At 36.7% G+C, this 20,141-nt stretch carries 13 protein-coding genes; 12 read left to right on the top strand and 1 reads right to left on the bottom strand.

What is annotated here, in order from left to right:
• Positions 1-6 precede the first annotated feature (6 nt).
• The 10 genes from NV377_RS20150 to htpG all read left to right on the top strand — a co-directional run bounded on the left by NV377_RS20150 (position 7) and on the right by htpG (position 13,819).
• A complete protein-coding gene (locus tag NV377_RS20150; protein ID WP_258202660.1) occupies positions 7-300 on the top strand; it encodes an EamA family transporter in 294 nt (97 codons plus the stop codon).
• A complete protein-coding gene (locus NV377_RS20145; RefSeq protein ID WP_258202596.1) occupies positions 290-607 on the top strand; it encodes an EamA family transporter in 318 nt (105 codons plus the stop codon). The genes NV377_RS20150 and NV377_RS20145 overlap by 11 nt, the downstream gene beginning before the upstream one ends.
• 36 nt (positions 608-643) lie before the next feature.
• Positions 644-1,945 carry a DUF6080 domain-containing protein gene (locus NV377_RS20140; protein ID WP_258202595.1) on the top strand — a complete coding sequence of 434 codons (1,302 nt, stop codon included), beginning with the start codon at positions 644-646 and terminating at the stop codon, positions 1,943-1,945.
• 201 nt (positions 1,946-2,146) lie between these two features.
• Entirely contained in the window at positions 2,147-2,962 is an 816-nt protein-coding gene (locus tag NV377_RS20135) for a VanW family protein (protein ID WP_258202594.1), read from the top strand.
• Positions 2,963-3,056: 94 nt separating this feature from the next.
• Positions 3,057-3,431, top strand: coding sequence for a RidA family protein (locus tag NV377_RS20130; RefSeq protein ID WP_258202593.1), 375 nt, complete (start codon positions 3,057-3,059; stop codon positions 3,429-3,431).
• A 186-nt stretch (positions 3,432-3,617) separates the two neighbouring features.
• The gene (locus tag NV377_RS20125) at positions 3,618-5,441 is read left to right on the top strand and encodes a CHASE2 domain-containing protein (protein ID WP_258202592.1); all 1,824 of its coding nucleotides are present in this window, start codon (positions 3,618-3,620) and stop codon (positions 5,439-5,441) included.
• Between the two features lie 148 nt (positions 5,442-5,589).
• Complete coding sequence (locus tag NV377_RS20120) at positions 5,590-7,173, top strand: stalk domain-containing protein (protein WP_258202591.1); 1,584 nt, start codon at positions 5,590-5,592, stop codon at positions 7,171-7,173.
• Positions 7,174-7,193: 20 nt separating this feature from the next.
• On the top strand, positions 7,194-9,869 hold the full coding sequence (locus NV377_RS20115; RefSeq protein ID WP_258202590.1) for a FecR domain-containing protein: 2,676 nt from the start codon (positions 7,194-7,196) through the stop codon (positions 9,867-9,869).
• A 165-nt stretch (positions 9,870-10,034) separates the two neighbouring features.
• Positions 10,035-11,219, top strand: a complete 1,185-nt coding sequence (locus tag NV377_RS20110) for a sn-glycerol-1-phosphate dehydrogenase (RefSeq protein ID WP_258202589.1) — start codon at positions 10,035-10,037, stop codon at positions 11,217-11,219.
• A gap of 719 nt (positions 11,220-11,938) precedes the next feature.
• Positions 11,939-13,819 (top strand): molecular chaperone HtpG, encoded by a 1,881-nt coding sequence (gene htpG, locus NV377_RS20105; RefSeq protein ID WP_258202588.1) that lies wholly within the window; start codon positions 11,939-11,941, stop codon positions 13,817-13,819.
• Between the two features lie 597 nt (positions 13,820-14,416).
• Here htpG and NV377_RS20100 read toward each other — a convergent pair.
• Entirely contained in the window at positions 14,417-15,454 is a 1,038-nt protein-coding gene (locus NV377_RS20100) for a LacI family DNA-binding transcriptional regulator (RefSeq protein WP_258202587.1), read from the bottom strand.
• A 313-nt stretch (positions 15,455-15,767) separates the two neighbouring features.
• Here NV377_RS20100 and NV377_RS20095 point away from each other — a divergent pair, with 313 nt between their 5' ends.
• Both NV377_RS20095 and NV377_RS20090 read left to right on the top strand, forming a co-directional pair.
• Positions 15,768-17,117: an ABC transporter substrate-binding protein gene (locus NV377_RS20095; RefSeq protein WP_258202586.1), complete on the top strand. Its 1,350-nt coding sequence runs from the start codon at positions 15,768-15,770 to the stop codon at positions 17,115-17,117.
• A gap of 144 nt (positions 17,118-17,261) precedes the next feature.
• Positions 17,262-20,141 (top strand): extracellular solute-binding protein, encoded by a 2,880-nt coding sequence (locus NV377_RS20090; RefSeq protein WP_373425841.1) that lies wholly within the window; start codon positions 17,262-17,264, stop codon positions 20,139-20,141.

Here is a 20,141-nt window from a genome sequence, read left to right as displayed (position 1 = left end):
AAAGTTATGATGATTATTTCCGCATTTCTAACTGCTACAGGACAGCTTTTTTGGAAGTGGGGACATAGCAATCTTCTTTATATGCTGCTTGGATTTATATGTTACGGGTTAGGCGCGGTCTTTATGCTAAAAGCATTTTCATTGGAAAAGCTATCTGTAGCCTATCCTTTAATGTGCATGAGTTATATATTCGCTCTCTTTTACGGAGATTTTTTTCTTGGGGAAGATATTACATTGAAAAAGGCTATTGCCGTAGCGTTATTAGGAATAGGAGTGACATTGACATCCTATGAAAAATGAATGGCTTATCCTTATACTTCTTATTATGACGTTAGCAGGCTCACTAGGCAGTGTGTTTTTTAAGTTTTATACTCTCAAAAAGAAATTACTTTACCTATTAATTGGCTTTGCTTTTTATGGTACGGGAGCTCTTCTTAATATTTATCTATTAAAAGTATTACCGTATACAGTTGTACTTCCTGCAAATGCACTGACATTCATCTGGACTTTATTTTTTGCCAAATGGTTTTTCAAAGAAACAATAGGAATTTATAAAATCGCTGGCGTTGCTTTTATTATTTCTGGATTAGTTGTATTAATCTCGTAATAAGTTATTAAAATACTAATTGATTGGTGGATCAATATGAGCTTTTGGAGTTATATATTACAAAATAAAAGCGATAATAAGAAAGCTATTTCGTTGTTTTTCAGTTTCTTTATTTTTTACTTGCTTATGAATTACCCGATTATTAGTTATATGAAAAATAATATAGCTGATCTTGCGGTGTATAATCCTTTTTATGGCGCACCATTTATGTTGAATTTATTTAATTTCGATCCGTCTATGTATTACGGATCAAGCAATACGTCGATAATTCATCCTTTTATTAATTTTATGACAGGATCATTTACTTATATTGCGAAATATTTATTTGATAACTTGTTTTTCTCAGTCATACAATCGGCTATTAATGCGCTTAGCGTAGTGATGATTTATTATTATTTAAGAAGAAGTGATACTAACAATATCATTCCGATGTTATTTGCAGCATTTTTCGGTATTAGCTCATATAGTATTTTCACTGCATTTATTCCAGATTCCTATCCGTATGTACAATTTGTAATTATCTTTTCAGTGTTGTACTTACAATACTCTAGAGTCGTTGAGAAGACAGCTGTATTGCCGAATGCCTCACTTGCATTGATTAATTTTGGCTTAACTTCGACCAATATAGTTCCTTTTTTCGGATCATTATTTTTCAATATGTTCGAAAGAAGAGATAAAAAAACATTCAAACGATTTATAAAGATTGTAATCATCTTTTTGTTAATGGTAGTAGGGGTTACTTTAATTCAGCTTCTCACATTTAACGGAAATTCATGGATTAATAATTGGATAAAAGGCTTAAGCAGTGGTGGGTTCAGTTATACGGGAGTATTCATGTTCAGTGAACATTGGAAAGCTATATATATGCTTGTAATAAGTCCTATTTTAACGCCAGACATTACGATGCTTGATCCAGGAATTGTAGCTATTGTAACTGATCTTTCACGTCCTTATCCTTTCTATGTGCATATTATTGGCTTCGGTATGATTCTTCTTGCCTTGGTAGGGTTTATAAAAGGCATTAAATCTAAAGAAACTTGGATACTGGCATCTTACATTTTATTTGCGATTTTGCTTCATATTATCGTTGGCTTCGGTCTTGCTGTGTTTAAATATGATCTGTATTTGTACGCAGGACATTTTATATTCGCATTTTTCTTGCTAGGTGGAAGGTTCCTTATTCAAGTTAAACATAACTTATTAAAGAAAGTATTAGTTGCTGTTGTTATCTTGTTCGCTCTGATGACATTAACAAATAACATAATTAAACATGTGGAAGCACTCAATACTATTGAGCAATCTTATATCGAATTAAAGAATGATAATGCTATAGAGTAAAAATTAGATAGTATATCTATGTAATTGAAGACCATTCATCTTTTGAATGGTCTTCTTTGCTATCTGGCCTTATTAAAAGTTGATTCAACGAGAGACGACGGTGGGTAATGACATTATAAATAAGTTGACATATGCTGTAAAAATATTACAATGATAATAATGTATAAATTTGTAATTACAGTATTAAGTTAGGGTGGACAAATGAAACATTTATCGATTGAGAAGAAGAAAACGTTCCCGATATTAAGAACTTTTCCTAAAATAAAACGTTATATCCAGTGGTACATGAATAGTGGGAATTATGCAAAACTATATGATGAAACTTTACTAGAAGTGAATTTATTTGAACATCGCACAATATTGAAGAAGAGTTTTTTGCCTAATATTTTTCAATATGACCTAAACACACAACATAATCTTGCGTTAGCGCTTAAGTGTATAAATGGACTAATAATAGAACCAGGACAAATATTTTCATTTTGGAAAGTTATAGGTGCCCCTAGTCGTGGAAGAGGTTATAAGAAAAGTTATGGGTTACAGGATGATAAAATGACACATATGATAGGTGGAGGATTGAGTCAAGTATCTAGTTTTATTTATTGGATGGCATTACATACCCCACTTTCGATTATAGAGAGACATCGTCACCCTTATGATCTATTTCCAGACAAGGCAAGATCTCGTCCTTTTGGTATTGGAGCAACCTGTATATTTAACACAGAAGATTTACAATTGAGGAATGATACCCCTTATCGTTTTCAATTGCACTTACTATTAACTGAGAATGAGCTTCAAGGACAAATCCGCTCGGATGAACAACTTCCCTACCACTATGAAATATATGAGAGAGAACATCGAATTAAACAAACTTCTAAAGGATATTATATTAGACATAATGTTATATTTAGAAAAATGTTTGATGAAGAGGGCTTTACATTAAGTGATGAATTCATTACAGAAAATAATGCGCGTATGATGTATCGTCCCTTATTGTCTCCAAAAAAGAATCATGTATAATAATCACCAATAACTTGCTATATAAGATAATAATAGATAAAATATAATGATCAAATATATGTAGAATCGAACAGAATAGGAAGGAAGATTTTAGATGAAGAAAGCAATACATACGGAGCAAGCACCACAAGCAATTGGACCATATTCTCAAGCTGTACAAGTAGGCAACCTACTATTCACGTCTGGTCAATTAGGAATGGACCCTGTAAATAATATTTTCCCTGCTACTACAGCAGAACAAGCGAAGCAATCTCTTGAAAATGTGAAAGCGATTGTTGAAACTGCTGGAGGCACTATGAGCGATATTATTAAAACAACGGTGTTCTTGAAAGATATGAACGATTTTGCTTCTGTTAATGAAGTTTACGCTAGTTTCTTCGAACAACCTTATCCAGCTCGTAGCGCTGTAGAAGTTGCAAGGTTACCGAAAGATGCTCTTGTAGAAATCGAAGTTATCGTTCAATTATAATTAGCATAATTTAACTATACAATTCTCCGATAATCCTTATAAATCAATTAGTCATCTCAGATGATGGCAATGATATATGAGGATTTTTTTTTGCATTAAATGTATGTAAATCTATCATAACTATTGACGTTAATTTTCGATAGTTTAATATAGATATAGAACCTTTTTATGGAAAGTGGGGATGGATTGAAATCAACAATTAAAAAAACATTCATAATTGCTAACATTATACTACTGTTTATAGTTGTTTTTAGTTATCAACTACACGGATTTCAAAAATTTGAAACGATTATGCTAGATATGAATATGAAGCAATCAGCAAGTCATGATCCTGATCCTCATATTGTTGTTGTTGCTATTGACAATGAATCGATCGAAGCTTTAGGGCAATTTCCTTGGGATCGTGCGGTGTATGCCTCTTTTCTCGAAATGGTGAATCAAGAAGGTTATGAGCCTGATGCTATTGCATTTGACCTAACATTTAGCGATGCAAGCAATGAAGAAAGCGATCTCATGTTTGCTGAAGCTTTGTCATCATATAATAACGTTATATTGCCTGTTGTAGGGGTCACGTCAGGAGACGTATTCCAAACTTCTGTTGTTCGTGAAGATCAATATTTGCAAACGAATCAAGTTTTCTATCCATATGATCTGTTAGCACAACATGCACGATTTGCTCATATCAATCGTGTTGTAAGTCATGACGGAGTTATAAGACAAGCATGGTTGAACGTACAAGCACCTGATGGAACAGTTATTCCTTCGTTAGCCTACAAAGCAGTAGAAATGACGGGTGCGGATCTCTCTTTCTACGATGAATTTACAGATCGCAAGAAAACAAGTGATCCTATAGCGAAAAATACGATGACCATTGATTATGAATTGGTTACAGATGATTTCTTAACTGTTCCATTTGTTAATGTGCTCTATGGCGACATACCTCCGGAAACTTTTCAAAATGCTATCGTGTTTGTAGGGGCAACGGCAACGGGTGTTTCAGGTGATAGTGGACAAGATTCTGGACCTACACCACTTGAACGAGATACTAAGTTAGTCTATGTACATGCTAATATTGCAAACCAATTATTACAAGGGAGTTATATTCAATACGCACCCAATGTTGTTGAACTAAGTATAATTATTATTGCATATGTACTTTTCATGTTATTACCTTGGCGATTAAAAAATCTATATACATTTAGCATTGTCATACTAAGCATAGTTGTTATTTATTTTGCTCAGCAATATAGCTATCAACATGTTAACTATCATATAAGTGTTGTATACGTACTAGTAGGTATGCTACTTGCTTATGTATTTAATGTGTCATTGAAATCCTATATGGAACAATCGCAGAAAAACTTTGTTACTAGACAGTTTGGTAGATATATTTCCCCTGATCTTGTAAAGGACATTGTGAAGCAAGGAATGGATATTCAAATCGGTGGGATATCAAAGCGAATAACGATTCTATTCCTAGATATTCGTGGGTTTACTTCACTTTCTGAGAAGCTAACTCCTGCTGAAGTTGTTGATGTGTTGAATACGAAATTCACAATGATTACCAAAACAGCGTTAGAAAACAATGGTACCATTGATAAATTTATCGGAGATGCTGCAATGATTCTGTTCAATGCCCCGCTTGATGTAGTAGAGCATGAAAAAATGGCTGTCTTAACTGCATATCAGATACAACAAAATATGAAGCCAATTCATGATCAACTATTAAAGAAGTATGGTGTTGAAGTAAATATTGGTATTGGGATTCATACAGGAAATGTCGTTATCGGTAATATAGGATCTTACTTACGAATGGATTATACAGCAATTGGTGATAGCGTGAATATAGCATCTCGAATAGAGTCTGGAACTGCTGCTGGTCAAATTATGGTGTCAGAGGATGTCTATAGAGCGACTAGTGATCATTTTGAGTATGGAGATGCCGAAGAGAAAATATTCAAAGGTAAATCACAAGCGATTGCCATTTATGAGTTGTTAAGAAAAAAATAATTTTGCAAAATGAGAGCTGGATTACTGAAATGACCTATATGAACATGTATATTTGCTATTAGAGTAAATAACATTTATAGGAAAGTTCACTTAAAGGTATTAAGCGAGATGCAAAAGTGAGTTGAAAAATAAAAGGTTGGTGACTGATTTGAAACGTCAATTTCTAAGGGAAAATATCATTATTACGTCGGTGTTCGTTATGGCTGTAGCGACACCATTAACTGTGCAAGCTGATAGTGTGCTTAATAGTAAGAAAGGGTTATTAGAATTACGAACGATGATTGGACAATCAAAGTCTGATTTTAATGACGGTTCTACCGCAGAGGCATCACTTTTCTATCCTACTTCACTATTGCAGCAGCAAGATGGTAGCTTATTAATTAGTGATAGCAAAAATCATAAAATTAGAGTACTAGCTAATGACAAGCTAAAAACACTAAGCGGTCTTATTGTAGATTTCGATGAATCTTCGCTACCTATTGGAAGTTACGGAGATGGTGCTATTGATGTAGCTATGTATCAGTCACCTGGTGGGCTTGCACTAGACGCACAAGGACAAATCTATATTGCAGATACAGATAATCATAGTATTCGCCGTATTGGTAAAGACGGTGTTGTTACTACGATTGCCGGCTCATGGCGACCTGGTGATCAAGATGGCATAGGTTCAGCAGCAGGCTTCTACTATCCATCAGATGTTGCGGTAGATAGTAAAGGTAACGTCTATGTTACTGATACACTTAATCATCTTATTCGTAAAATTGATACGGATGGCAAAGTTACAACTTTGAATAAAGCTTCAGAAAGAGTCGTAGAGTATTTCCCAGGTGTAATAGAACATAGTGGGGATTTTGCTGATGGTTCTATCTCTGAATCTATGTTCAATGAACCTACTGGCTTAGTAATAGATGAGAAAGATAATTTATATGTAAGTGATAAAGGAAATCAGCGAATCCGTTATATCGATTTTTCTAACAACAAGGTGTCCACTGTAGCGGGGAATGGATCGTATGGCAGCAATGAACTATACGTGACAGGAGATTATATCGACGGACCAATCTCAGATGCAAGACTATCTTCTCCGTCGGGTATTACACTAACAAAATCAGGTGTATTGCTAGTTGCAGATACGCTTAATCATGTCATTCGTGCCATTCAAAATGGTAACGTCACTACGTTAGCAGGTATTGGTGGGGAATATGGTTTCGCAGATGGCGTACTATCCTCGGCAGCATTGAATGAACCTACTGACGTCATAGAATTGGATAATGGAGATATCGCAATAGCGGACTCTTCCAACAATAGGATTAGAGTCGTACAATCTTATGTAATACCTGAAACAGTAGAGCAAGATGGTGAAATCCATATTATCGTTAACGATGAGCTCTTAGAAACTGATGTAGCTCCTATTATGAAAGAAAATCGTACGTATGTACCTCTACGAGCAATCGTTACGAAGCTTGGTATGACAATAAACTATTTGGCAGCGACTGAGCAATATGAAGTTATCGTAAATGATAAACTTTCCTATAGATTCTCTGCAACAAGTAACATCGTAAATATTATTAATGATGGAGTAAGTAGTGAATTGCTAATGGGAAATCCAATTATCGTAAAGGAAAATCGCTTGTTAGTTCCATTGCGATTCTTTGCAGAGCAACTTGGATATGACGTGGAGTGGGATCAAGCGAACAATAATGTTGTCATTCGACATACAATCTTTAACTCATAATGAACGAAGGAGGGAATACTTTGAAAAGATGGAGTATAGTCACTTTTATTGCTATCTTCTTAGCTGTATCGATATTTAGTCATGTTGGATTAGCAGAAGCCGCTACTTCAAGAGTAGCAATTATTTCCAAGATTGAAGGTACTGTTGATGTCAAAAAATCTGGTGGCAAGAAGACACTAAAAGGATTCAAAGGCATGAGTTTGAATCAAGGTGATGTCGTAACAACGGGTAAGAAAAGTTCAGTTGTATTGAAGTTTTCGAATGGAACATCAGAAGATGACACTTTCGTATTAGAAAGCAGTACCACAGTAACGTTTAGTAAGTTATCTAACAAGAGTGGTACAACAACCAAAGTAAGTATGCTTAAAGGTAAAGTATGGGTCGATGTGAAGTCGATCAAAAATAAAGATGACGAATTTGTATTGGAAACACCTACTGCAATAATGGGCGTGCGAGGTACTAATTTCTTTGTAGGCGTAGATCCTAATACAGGACTACCATCATTAGCCGTATTATCTGGAAATGTTAATGTTACAGGCAACGACAATAATTCGGATCATTTTAATGTATATCCAGCTTCAGCATTAACTGTAGGGGCTCAAGATCAGCTTCAGATGATTCCGATTGATAATCAAGTTTTAGCGCAAATGCTTAAATCGACAAGTACTGAAGTTATGGAATCAATATTGGAAAGTGCTCAAAAAATAATTAGTGAAAACCAAGAATTGATGAATAAATTTACAACATCAACTTTCCCAACTGAAATTAATCAATTCCCGTTATCACAAAACCAATATACCGATAACGTATATAATCTATTACTTGCATTAGCAAAAGAGGCATTTAAACTTAACAAAATAGATGGAAATAATCTGTTAAAATTACAACAGCAAATTAAAGAACAACAATTAACTAATAATGAATTACATCAAAATACAGGCGATGTAGACTGGAAATTTGAACTTGATGCATTATCAGAACAACAACGCCAGGAAAAATTACTTGCTGAACAAGCGAAAAAAGATGCATTAACCAATGGATTCAACGCTAGCGAACAAAAAGCTAAAGAAGATAAATTAAAACAGGATCGTCTCGATGCATTAGAAAAGTTGTGGCTTCAAAAGCTTAGTCAGGCTGAGAGAGATAAATATGAACGTGAGAAGCAAGAGAGATTAGAAGAAGAGCAAAGTAAGAATGGATCTATTCCTAATACACCTAAGCCAACTAATCCACCCGGGCCATCAATTACATGGTCTGACATAACAAAACCATTCGATGTTCAACTCCAGACAGATGGAATTCAGACACCTATGGATTATATTAAAAGTGGTAATTCGATAACTGATCTAATAATTGAAGAACCAATACTAGTAAATAGCGATGATGTAAATCTTGTATTCCAATCAAAAGATTCATCGATACAAATATTGAAAGTTACACGAGGTGACGAGTCTCTTCCTAAGCAAGATGATGGTGTGTTTAGAACACATTTGGATAAGGATCACGCTGAGATGAGATTCAAAGTAACGGTGAAACATGACAAATTAGGTGAGAAAGAATTCAATTTGAATGTAGCTACTACTGTTTCGACGCCATTGATTACATGGGAAGATATAATAAGACCGTTTATTGTTCAACTCGAGACAGACGGAAGTTCAACGCCTATGGATTATACTAGAAGCGGCGATGAAACTGATGATGATTACACCAATCTAGTCATTGAACAACCAATAGAAGTAAACAGCTATGATGTAAATCTTGTATTCCAATCTGAAGATCAATCGATACAGCTACTAGAGGTTACACGAAGCGACGGCAAAGACATCGGAAAACTAGATGATGGTGTGTTTACAACACAGTTGGAACCAGAACAAGCTGAGATGAGATTCACAATAAAGGTGAATCACGAAATGTTAGGTGAGAAAGAATTCAACTTAAATTTATCAACAGTACCCCCTCAATGGTCAGATATAGCGAGACCTTTCGATCTTAATCTTCAGAAAGTTGTAAGGTTGAAACCTATTGATTATATTAAGAATGATGTGGTTGGCGACGAAGATATCACATATCTACTAACAAATGAAGCAATACCAGTGAATACTGATGGTATAAGTCTTCTATTCAGCTCCACAGTACCATCGATTCAGCTAATAGCAGTTAGACAGGGTAGTGAGTCTCTTCCTGAGCTAGATGTAGACAATGACGGAAATGCTGATGGAGTATTCAGATGGGGTTTGGAACAACAGCAAGCCGAGATGATTTTCACAATAACTGTGGAACATAGCATATTAGGTGAGAAACAATTCATTTTGAATGTGGATACCGTTGTGCAACCATTCAATATTTACGAATTACAAACGAGTCTTGAACAAAATTTTACTGTTTATGTACCCGCCTTCTACTCAATTAGCAAGGGAGTTTCTATTAATGAATATGTTATTACATTAGACGATATTTATTTTAGTAATCAATATATTCATTCTTTAGGATTTGAGAAGAAAGATGATGCAGATGAGATGTTGTTATCGGTAAAGGTTGGAGAAGAGTGGCAACCTCAAGAAGCTAAGAACGAAGGAAATATGGATTTTATACACTATCCATCTCAAGGGACTGATTCAGTGCAATACAAATTAGTATATATAAAGAACGGGATTACAGAGACGTATTTTATTAATGCCCCGTCCATTCAATGGTAATTATGAACCGTTATACAGACTGAGATCAATTACTAGATGATTAAGCTAGTAATTGATATGACTTATAAACAAGAAATAGTTATAATGAAAGGAGACAATTTCCTCTCTATATTAGAGTGAGGGATTGTCTCCTTTACCTATACTACAGATGAGCTGGGAGAGATCATGATGAACTATGTGCAAGACATTAACTCCATTATGGAAAAGTTAGATGTAAACGTACGAGAAAGTATCGGTATGGATACTATTATGATTGAAACAGGCGCTTTATCAAAAATTGTTCCTTATGTGAAACGACGTGGAATGAAACAGGTTATGTTAGTAGCGGATAACAAAACTTATGAAGTAGCTGCCAAGCAATTAGAGCAATACTTTAATGAAGATGGTACAGTCGGAGTGACAACTACAATACTTACTGCTAATAAAATCGATGATGTTATTGCAGACGAGCAAACTATTATCGAGTTAATATTAGCGATCCAACAGCATCATCCCGAAGTAGTTATTGCTGTAGGTAGCGGTACGATTCATGATGTAGTGCGTTATGCGGCGCATACGGTATCATTACCATTCATATCTGTACCAACAGCTCCTTCTGTCGATGGATTCAACTCCAAAGGCGCTCCAATCATCATACGGGGATTCAAGAAAACGATCGTAGCGATTGGTCCAGATGCTGTTTTCGCTGATCTAAATATATTAGTTAAAGCACCTAAGTCACTTATTGCCGCAGGCTTTGGTGATATTCTAGGTAAATATACATCGTTGCTGGATTGGAAATTCGGCAATCTAACGAATGATGAGCCGTATCTTCCTATATCAGATGAGATTACGGTCAATGCACTTCACAAATGCGTACGAGCAGCAGATAGTATCGCTGCGGGAGAAGAAGCGGGTATTGCACATCTTATGAGTGCACTTATTGAATCGGGTATTGCTATGTTAATATTCGGGAAATCGCATCCAGCTTCAGGCGCAGAACATCATCTGTCACACTATTGGGAGATGGAATTTATTAAGAAAGGCTATAAGCAACTATTGCATGGTGCAAAGGTTGGCGTAAGCTGTATTGTAATCGCTTCATTGTATCATCAACTAGCGGAAAAAGATTTCGGTTCACAGCCAAATGTTAATCCAGCTATCACGCAACATTGGGCAGAAATTAAGCAACTATTGAGTGAACTTCCAAGTAGCCAAGTTTTAACAGAACTGCTCGCTAAAGTGGGTGGTCCAACAACGATTGCTGAGCTTGGTATTTCACCAGAACTTTGTAAATTAAGTTTAGAGGAAGCACATCATATTCGCATTGAGCGTTATACATTGCTACATGCATACAACACTACGGAGTAAATTAATATGTACTAGTGAGACGTTTTGATGTAGCTAATGAAGCTGTGTAATTTTGATGCTTCCAGAACAAATCAATACTCAAATCGCCGTTGTCCACGGATTTTTCTAAGTGTACGTACAATATAAATCTGTGAACAACACGATTGTTAACGCTTTTCCATCAACGATATGTCCTCTCCGCTACTATGTACGGAGTATTTGTACATTGTGCCAAAGGTTACTTCAAATTGCACAGTATGGTGGTCTATGACGCTGGAAAAGCTTAATTTCTCTGTATAGGCATTAAGATTATGGTCTATGAAGCTGTAATTGCTCATTTGCTTTGAATAGGCACTAAAATTGTGGTCTATGAAGCTGGAATAGCTTAATTTCTTTGTATAGACACTAAAATTGTGGTCTATGAAGCTGGAATAGCTTAATTTCTTTGTATAGACACTAAAATTGTGGCCTATGACGCTGGAATTGCTCATTTGCTTTGTATAGGCATTAAAATTGTGGTCTATGGAGCTCAAATTACTTATTTTCTTTGTACAGGCATTAAATTTAGGGTCTATGGCAACAATCCAAACAGTAATTCAATGCAACGTTTTTGGAGAAGTTAATCTCTAAAATATTGACAGTGGAATTTAAAATATGGTATATAAACAAGTAGGGTTAGCACTCTAGTTGATAGAGTGCTAATAAAAATGGATAGTAGTTGAAAGGAGATTGGAATCACAATGGCTAAAAAGCAATTTAAAGCAGAATCCAAACGACTGTTGGAGATGATGATTAACTCCATCTATACACAAAAGGAAATTTTCCTTAGAGAATTACTTTCTAACGCAAGTGATGCTATGGATAAAATTTATTATAAGGCGTTATCTGATGATCAGTTAGTGTTCAATAAAGAGGACTACTTCATCAAAATTTCAATCGATAAAAGTGCTCGTACGGTAACAATTACTGATACTGGTATCGGTATGTCTAAGGAAGAGCTAGATAATAATCTAGGCGTAATTGCTAAGAGTGGTTCGCTTGCATTCAAGTCAGAAAATGAAGCTCAAGATGGACATAACATTATTGGTCAATTCGGTGTTGGTTTCTATTCCGCATTCATGGTTGCAGATAAGCTAGTTGTAACATCACGTGCACTTGGTAGTGATGAAGCATATCGTTGGGTTTCTGATGGTGCAGATGGTTATGTAATCGAATCAGCAGAGAAAGCAACGATTGGTACTGAAATTGTAATGCACATTAAGGAAAACACTGAAGATGAGCAATATGATGAGTATCTTGAACAATATCGCTTAAAAGCTATTGTTAAAAAATACTCAGATTTCATTCGTTATCCGATTAAGATGGATATTGCTTCACAGCAACCAAAAGCAGATAGCGAAGGCGAATTTGAAGAAGTTGTGGAAGAGCAAGTACTTAACAGTATGGTTCCTCTATGGCGCCGCAACAAAAATGAGCTAACAGACGATGATTATAATCTCTTCTATATGGACAAGCGTTATGGATTTGATAAACCATTGAAACATGTTCATATTAGCGCAGATGGTGCTGTTGTATACAATGCAATTCTATTCTTACCTGAAAATCCGCCATATGACTTCTACACGAAGGAATATGAAAAAGGGTTAGAATTATACTCTAATGGCGTACTAATTATGGAGAAATGCTCGGATCTACTTCCAGACTATTTTGGGTTTGTGAAAGGTATGGTTGATTCAGAGGATCTATCTCTTAATATTTCTCGTGAGCTATTACAACATGATCGTCAATTGAAATTAATTGCGAAAAATATTAAAAACAAAATCAAATCTATGCTTCAAAGCTTGTTGAAAGATGAGCGCGAATCTTATGAGAAATTCTATGCATCATTCGGTCGCCAATTGAAGTTTGGGGTATACAATGATTACGGTATGAACAAAGGTGATCTTCAAGATCTACTATTGTTTACATCTTCCAAAGACAAACAATTAGTTACTCTTGCAGAGTATGTTGAGCGTATGCCAGAAGATCAGAAATATATTTACTATGCTACAGGTGAATCCGTAGCGAGAATTGAGAAATCACCACAACTTGAAGTTGTGCTAGATAAAGGCTATGAAGTATTGTACTTAACGGATGATATTGATGAGTTCGCTCTAAAAGTTATCCAAAGCTACAATGAGAAAGAATTCCGTTCAATCTCAAGCGGAGATTTAGGGTTTGATGTGAATAGCAGCGAAGATCAAGAACAAGCTGAGACTGAGGAAACAAAGGAATTGTTTGCTGGTATGCAAAGTTTACTTGATGGAAAAGTGAAGTCTGTTAAAGCTTCTAAACGTCTGAAGAGTCATCCAGTATGTCTATCTTCCGAAGGCGAATTGTCCATCGAGATGGAGAAAATCTTAAAAGGAATGCCTGATGCTAATGGCGTTCAAGCGGATAAAGTATTAGAAATTAACATCAACCATGATGTATTCCGTGCACTACAACAAGCATACAGTAATGATCAAGAGAAGTTTGGACTGTATACACAACTATTATATAGCCAAGCTCTATTGATTGAAGGGTTATCGATTGAGGATCCGGTTGAATTAAGTAACAATATTTGCCGCGTAATGGTTTAGCTCGCTTGTGATCACGATGGTTATGCTGACGTAGCGGATTCGACTGCGAATATGCCATTCATCGCTTGCTCCAGTGCTCATGTACCAATAACGTACATTCCGCGCTTCGCGTCACTAGCTTCATGTCATCTTCTTGGTGCTGACAACCGAGCTGGCTCGCGAAGCACCTTCTGGGGTAATCCTTACGAAGCTTGATGAATTACCTTCGAGGTAGTCAGGTCTCTGTTGTGCGCTGCACAACAAGTTGTTGGGGTTGCTTCTGGGTATCTTTCGAAGCTTGATGAATTACCTTCGAGGTAGTCAGGCCTCTGTTGTGCGCTGCACAACAAGTCGTTGGGGTTGCTTCTGGGGTAATCCTTACGAAGCTTGATGAATTACCTTCGAGGTAGTCAGGTCTCTGTTGTGCGCTGCACAACAAGTCGTTGGGGTTGCTTCTGGGGTAACATCATCGCAGCGTGCGAGTAATGCTCCGAGGTAGTCAGGACTCTGTTGTGCGATGCACAACAAGTCGTGTGCTAACATCCAACATAAATATATAGAAAGAGGAAGCAGGGATGGCCCCTTAGTGGGCTGCTCTCTGCTTCCTCTTTTTGTTGATTATGTTTTTTGTAATGCTTTACTGTATTGTTTATTCAAAATAAGATCTGCGCTGAGTGACTTACGTTCATAGGGTTGATTTGGATTCATAATACGCCAAAACAATTGATCTACGGCACGACTACCTATAATCTCTTTGTTCACATTAACCGTTGCATATAACGGTAATTCAGGATAGGTATAGTCAAAGCCTGTAAGGATACAATCACGTGGAACTTGTAAGCCAATGCTATTTAGTACTTCAATAGTGAACATTGCAGTAGTATCGTTCGTGCATACAAATACTTCAGGGAGCCCATCCTTTTGAACAGCTTCTAGAATTGCATCATGGATATGCTCTAAAGTGGGCGTGATTAGTATTGGATTCTGATTCAGCTCGATATCATGTTCTTCTAAAGCAGTACGATAAGCTAACCAGCGTTCTTTGAAGCTTTGAGCTTCTTTAATTCTTCCAATAAATTGATACTTACGATATCCATCGTGTATTAGTTGTTGCATAATTTGTTGCATTGCTATCGTGTTATCTGAAAAAACAGTATCGCACTGCAAATTCGAATCCAGGTGATCAACCATGATCATCGGTATATTGAGACTCTGTATTTCTAGCAATATAGAAGTAGAAATTGAACCAAGTGTAACAATGCCTTTAATTGCATCTGGATTCAATAACGAAAAAATAGAATCGTTAGGTGGTTCGGTTAATGTAAGAATGTTAACTCCTTTTTGATTCAAGCGAGTAGATATACCATTGAAGAGAGGACCCCAATATAAAGATTCTGTATCTTGGTATGGAATATTAGGAAATAGAACAAGAATGGTTCCAGTTCCAGTCCAAGAATCAAGAGGGATTTCAATAGTAGGAGAATAAAATTTCGTTAGTGGCTTCTCCTTAAAATAACCTAACTGTTCAGCACTTTGAACAATATACTGTCTTGTTTCCGGGCTGACCCCAGATTTACCTGATAAAGCTCGTGAGACTGCATACTTGGACATCCCAACTTCATTAGCTATATCTTGTATCGTTATTTTATTTCTCATGATAAAATATCACTTCGCTTTATTTGTTATTTTTGTTATCCCAAACATAACATGATAGTTACTGTTTTGCAACGTCATTATATGTGGAACTGTTAAAAAATATGTGGTTTATTAATAATTATGGAAAAAAAAGATAATATCATTGACCAAACTGTTATGTGCATGTTAATATTTGTTATGTAAAGAAGCGCTAACAAAATAACAAATCATAACAATTGTTTACATGTTATGCGAGAGTGCAACAATTTATTTTACATCATTTGTCCAGTTTTGTTGGTGTGACCTAAACATAATAAAAATGGGAGGTTCGACAATGCGTAAATTGAAAGGGTTTTCATTTTTGCTTCTTTGTCTAGTAATGGTACTTACAGCTTGTGGCGGTGGTAAAAGTCCTGCTAATGCTACACCAACTCCAACACCAACTCCAGTAGTAGAAGAAACAACTCCAACACCTGAGCCAGAAGAAACATACGATCTTGGTGGACGTGTCATTAAAATTGCTGCTTGGTATGATCAAACCCCACTAGGTGAAACACAATCAGATATTAACAGATTAGAAAAAATTGCTGCAGTAGAGGAAAAATATAAGGTGAAGATCGAATTCGTGGTCGTTCCATTTGAAGAAATGGTTGCTAATTTCACGAATAGTGTACTTAGCGGCGAACCATTCGCTGATATCGTACAACTAGAGTATAAAGCAGCATTACCACTTATTATGCAAGGACTCATTCAACCTATTAGTGAATTTACTGATTCCGCTAGTAACATTAATAACGAAGGTAACTTATTAACTAAGTATTCACCAATTGCTGGTGATTACTATGGATTCGACAATCCATCATCAATCGGAGCAGGTATGCACTATAATCGTGCAATATTCGAACAACTTGGTCTTCCAGATCCGAAAGAGTTGTATGCAAATGGTGAGTGGACATGGGATAAATTCCTAGAGCTTGCTAAGCTAGCAACAAAGGATACGAACAATGACGGTAAAAATGATGTATTTGGATTCGCTGGATGGAGTTTAGATGTTTATAAACATTTCGCAGTATCAAATGGAGTAAATATCGCTGATGATGTAAATTTAGTTGAAGGACTTTCTAGTGCAGGATCTATTGAAACAGGCGAGTTCTTGAACCAACTATATAATGTAGATAAAGTTGTGAAAGTAAGTACTGGTGACCCAATGGATTGGAATGAATCTAATACATTCAAAGACGGCGACGTAGCAATGTTTACGGTAGCTGAATGGAATCTAGGAGGATTGACTTTCGATTTCGGTATCGTGCCAATTCCTAAAGGTCCTAGCCAAACAACAGACTATACTTATGCAAATACAGCTGCGTCTGGAAAGTTCATTGGTAAAGGTGTTAAAGATTCAAAACTAGTTTACCAAATCTTCGAAGAAACATTTGATGTACCAATGCTTGAAGACTATCCAGGTCAAGATTACTTAGAAGGGAAATATGGCTTCGAAGATGATGTTGATATGCTTCGTAATCATATAGCTGGTACTGGTTTAATCACCCTTGATGATGCCTTCCCTGAATTCCCTACTTGGGCATTTGTTAATGATATTATTGTCAATAAAGTTAGTGCTGCTGCCGCTGCGGAGACTTATAAAGGGCAAGCAGAAGCTGCGATAAAGAAACTTGGTAATTAATTGCAATAGCTAATGATGAAAAGGGGAAGTGTACTATGCCTTCCCTTTTCTTATACCAATAATTGTTCATAGCAATAGCGGAAGTGAGGAGGAAACTTGGTGAGCCGTCAGCGTAGGAAGCCTAATAAGGCTACAGCGATCGTTATGTTAGGGGCATGTTTGCTCTTATTAACGACAATCATCCTTATTGTGAATGCGTTTTCAAGTAAAGATAATCAAGTAGTATCGACTATTAATGATTTTTTGGCGACATCTCTAAATGGAGAGAACAGCTATGCATCATACCTTTCTGAACATGAATCTGCATCAAAACCTGACACAACGATTGTCATTGACGCAACCCAATATGCTCATGTGAATGGTACTGAGTTTGAAGTGTTACAGGTTGAAGGAATAGAAGGTTCTGCACTCTACACAGGTGAGACAGGAACAGTGCAATGGGATTTTGAGGTCAAGCAAGCAGGACTGTACCAATTAGAAGTACTTTACTATCCCGTAGAGGGAAAGAGTTCATCTATCGAAAGAATTATTGCTATTGATGGCATAGTACCTTTTGAAGAAGCACAATTTATCCAATTCGATCGATTATGGAATAACGAACTATCCGAAATTAAAGTAGATAATCAAGGGAATGAGTTACGCCCTAGGCAAGTCGAAGCTCCACGATGGACAACTAAGCTAGTTCAAGATTCTAATGGCTACATAACGGAGCCATTCCAATTTTACTTTAGTAAAGGCATACATAGTCTTTCATTCCAAGCTTCTCGTGAGCCCATGATACTGAAAGAATTAAAATTAATGCAACAACAAGTTGTGCCAACCTATGAAACGTTATTGCAACAATATGAGCAAGCAGGAATTGTAGAAACATCAGGAGTGCAGCTTCGAGTTGAAGGTGAATCCGCTATTGTAAAATCTTCTCCTACGCTCTATCCAGTTAGTGAACGTACTAGTGCAGCGGTATCACCATATAGCGCTTCTCTAATTAAAATAAATACGATTGGCGGATTTAACTGGCGCATGCCAGGACAATGGGTGGAATGGGAAGTAGATGTTCCTACCGATGGTTTATATAACCTATCGTTTGTAACTCAGCAGAACTGGGTTCGCGGAATCTATTCTACTAGAAAACTTTACATTGATGGTCAAGTTCCATTCCAAGAAATGAATGCAGTAGGATTCAAATACAAGAGTGGCTACCGTCTGGAGACACTAGGAGCAGATGATAAACCATACTTATATCATTTCACAGCGGGTAAGCATTCGATTCGTATGGAAGTTACACTCGGTCCATTTGCCGAGCTAATCTCTGAGGTTGAAGATTCCTTATACGAACTTAACTCGACCTATCGTAGTATTCTCATGATTACAGGTACGAAGCCTGATGAATATCGTGATTATCAACTGACGAGTAAAATTCCTAATTTAATTGAGAATTTAACTAAAGAGCGAAATCGTTTAACGGCTGTTGCAGCTCAATTGAAACTATTAGCTGATGGTTCAAGCGATCAAGAAGCATTATTGAAAACAATGACTGTCCAGCTTAATGAAATGATTGAAAAACCTGAAAATATTCATCGTAAACTAAACGAATATAAGACGAATACAGGTGGTCTTGGCACATGGGTTCAAAAAGCTAGAGAACATCCACTTGAGATCGATGCCATTTTACTAACTTCACCAGATGAGAAGATCAAAGTAGATGGATTAGGTTTGATAGCGAAAGCAACGCATGAAGTAAAGACGTTTGCTAATTCCTTCTTTATCGATTACAACAGTATCGGTAATGTATCTGATGCTACAGATCAACGAACGATAACAGTATGGATTGGTAGTGGTCGTGACCAAGCGAATACGATGAAGGCGATGATCGATGAGACATTTACTTCAGAGACAGGTATTAACGTTAACTTGAAACTTGTCCAAATGCATACGCTACTACCGGCAACTTTAGCGGGGCAAGGTCCAGATGTTGCGATGCAAATTGAAAATGATATTCCAGTAAACTTTGCGATGCGTAATTCTTCGGTTGATCTAACACAATTTGAAGATTTCGCCGAGGTAGCAACACGTTTTCGTTCAAGCGCAGTTGTCCCTTATCAATACTCTGATGGTGTATATGCTCTACCTGAGCAACAAACATTCAATATGTTGTTCTATCGTAAAGATGTGTTGGAGGAGCTTGGATTAGAAGTTCCAACGACTTGGGATGAAGTGTCTTCTTTACTTGCGGTCCTAAGTAAAAATCATATGGAATTTGGAATGCCACAAGTACAACAAGCAGCAGTACAAGGTCAGAACATCCCACCTAACTCACTCTTTGCGGCATTATTATTCCAAAATGGTGGTCAATTCTATCGAAACGATGGCAAAGAATCAGATCTTGATTCGCGTCTTGCTATTGAGACATTTAAGACATGGACGGAGTATTATACCGACTACAAATTAGAACGTGAGTATGATTTTGCAAACCGTTTCCGCACAGGTCAAATGCCAATCGGAATTGCAGATTACACACTTTATAATCAGCTGACAGTGTTTGCTCCAGAGATTCGTGGTCTATGGGGGTTTGCACCAATGCCAGGTACATTGCAAGAAGATGGTTCAATTAATCGTCAAGTACCAAGTGGTGGTTCTTCTGTAATGATGCTTGAAAAAGCAGAGGACAAAGAAGCAGCATGGCAATTTATGAAATGGTGGACTAGTGACGAAACGCAAGCGAAATTCGGACGTGAAATGGAAGGATTAATGGGAGCAGCAGCTCGTTACCCTACCGCTAACATTAATGCGCTTGATAGTTTGCCTTGGCCAGTTGCAGATTATAAGCAATTGAAAGAGCAATTCCAATACGTGGTAGGAATTCCGGAAGTACCGGGCGGATACTTTACTGGTCGTCATCTATTTAATGCATTCTACAAAACGGTTATCGGTCAAATAGAAGCTAGAGAAGCTTTAATGGACTATACCGGTTACATTCAAGATGAGATTGATAATAAACGAGAAGAGTTTGGATTGCCACAATAA

This window comes from Paenibacillus endoradicis (genome assembly GCF_024721975.1).
This window is presented reverse-complemented; position numbering and strand designations above follow the sequence as displayed.

Bases quoted from the DNA above. Each gene is read 5' to 3' on its own strand.
- NV377_RS20150 (WP_258202660.1), top strand. From the start codon at position 7: ATGATGATTATTTCCGCATTTCTAACTGCTACAGGACAGCTTTTTTGG.
- NV377_RS20145 (WP_258202596.1), top strand. From the start codon at position 290: ATGAAAAATGAATGGCTTATCCTTATACTTCTTATTATGACGTTAGCA.
- NV377_RS20140 (WP_258202595.1), top strand. From the start codon at position 644: ATGAGCTTTTGGAGTTATATATTACAAAATAAAAGCGATAATAAGAAA.
- NV377_RS20135 (WP_258202594.1), top strand. From the start codon at position 2,147: ATGAAACATTTATCGATTGAGAAGAAGAAAACGTTCCCGATATTAAGA.
- NV377_RS20130 (WP_258202593.1), top strand. From the start codon at position 3,057: ATGAAGAAAGCAATACATACGGAGCAAGCACCACAAGCAATTGGACCA.
- NV377_RS20110 (WP_258202589.1), top strand. From the start codon at position 10,035: ATGATGAACTATGTGCAAGACATTAACTCCATTATGGAAAAGTTAGAT.
- htpG (WP_258202588.1), top strand. From the start codon at position 11,939: ATGGCTAAAAAGCAATTTAAAGCAGAATCCAAACGACTGTTGGAGATG.
- NV377_RS20100 (WP_258202587.1), bottom strand. From the start codon at position 15,454: ATGAGAAATAAAATAACGATACAAGATATAGCTAATGAAGTTGGGATG.
- NV377_RS20095 (WP_258202586.1), top strand. From the start codon at position 15,768: ATGCGTAAATTGAAAGGGTTTTCATTTTTGCTTCTTTGTCTAGTAATG.
- NV377_RS20090 (WP_373425841.1), top strand. From the start codon at position 17,262: ATGTTAGGGGCATGTTTGCTCTTATTAACGACAATCATCCTTATTGTG.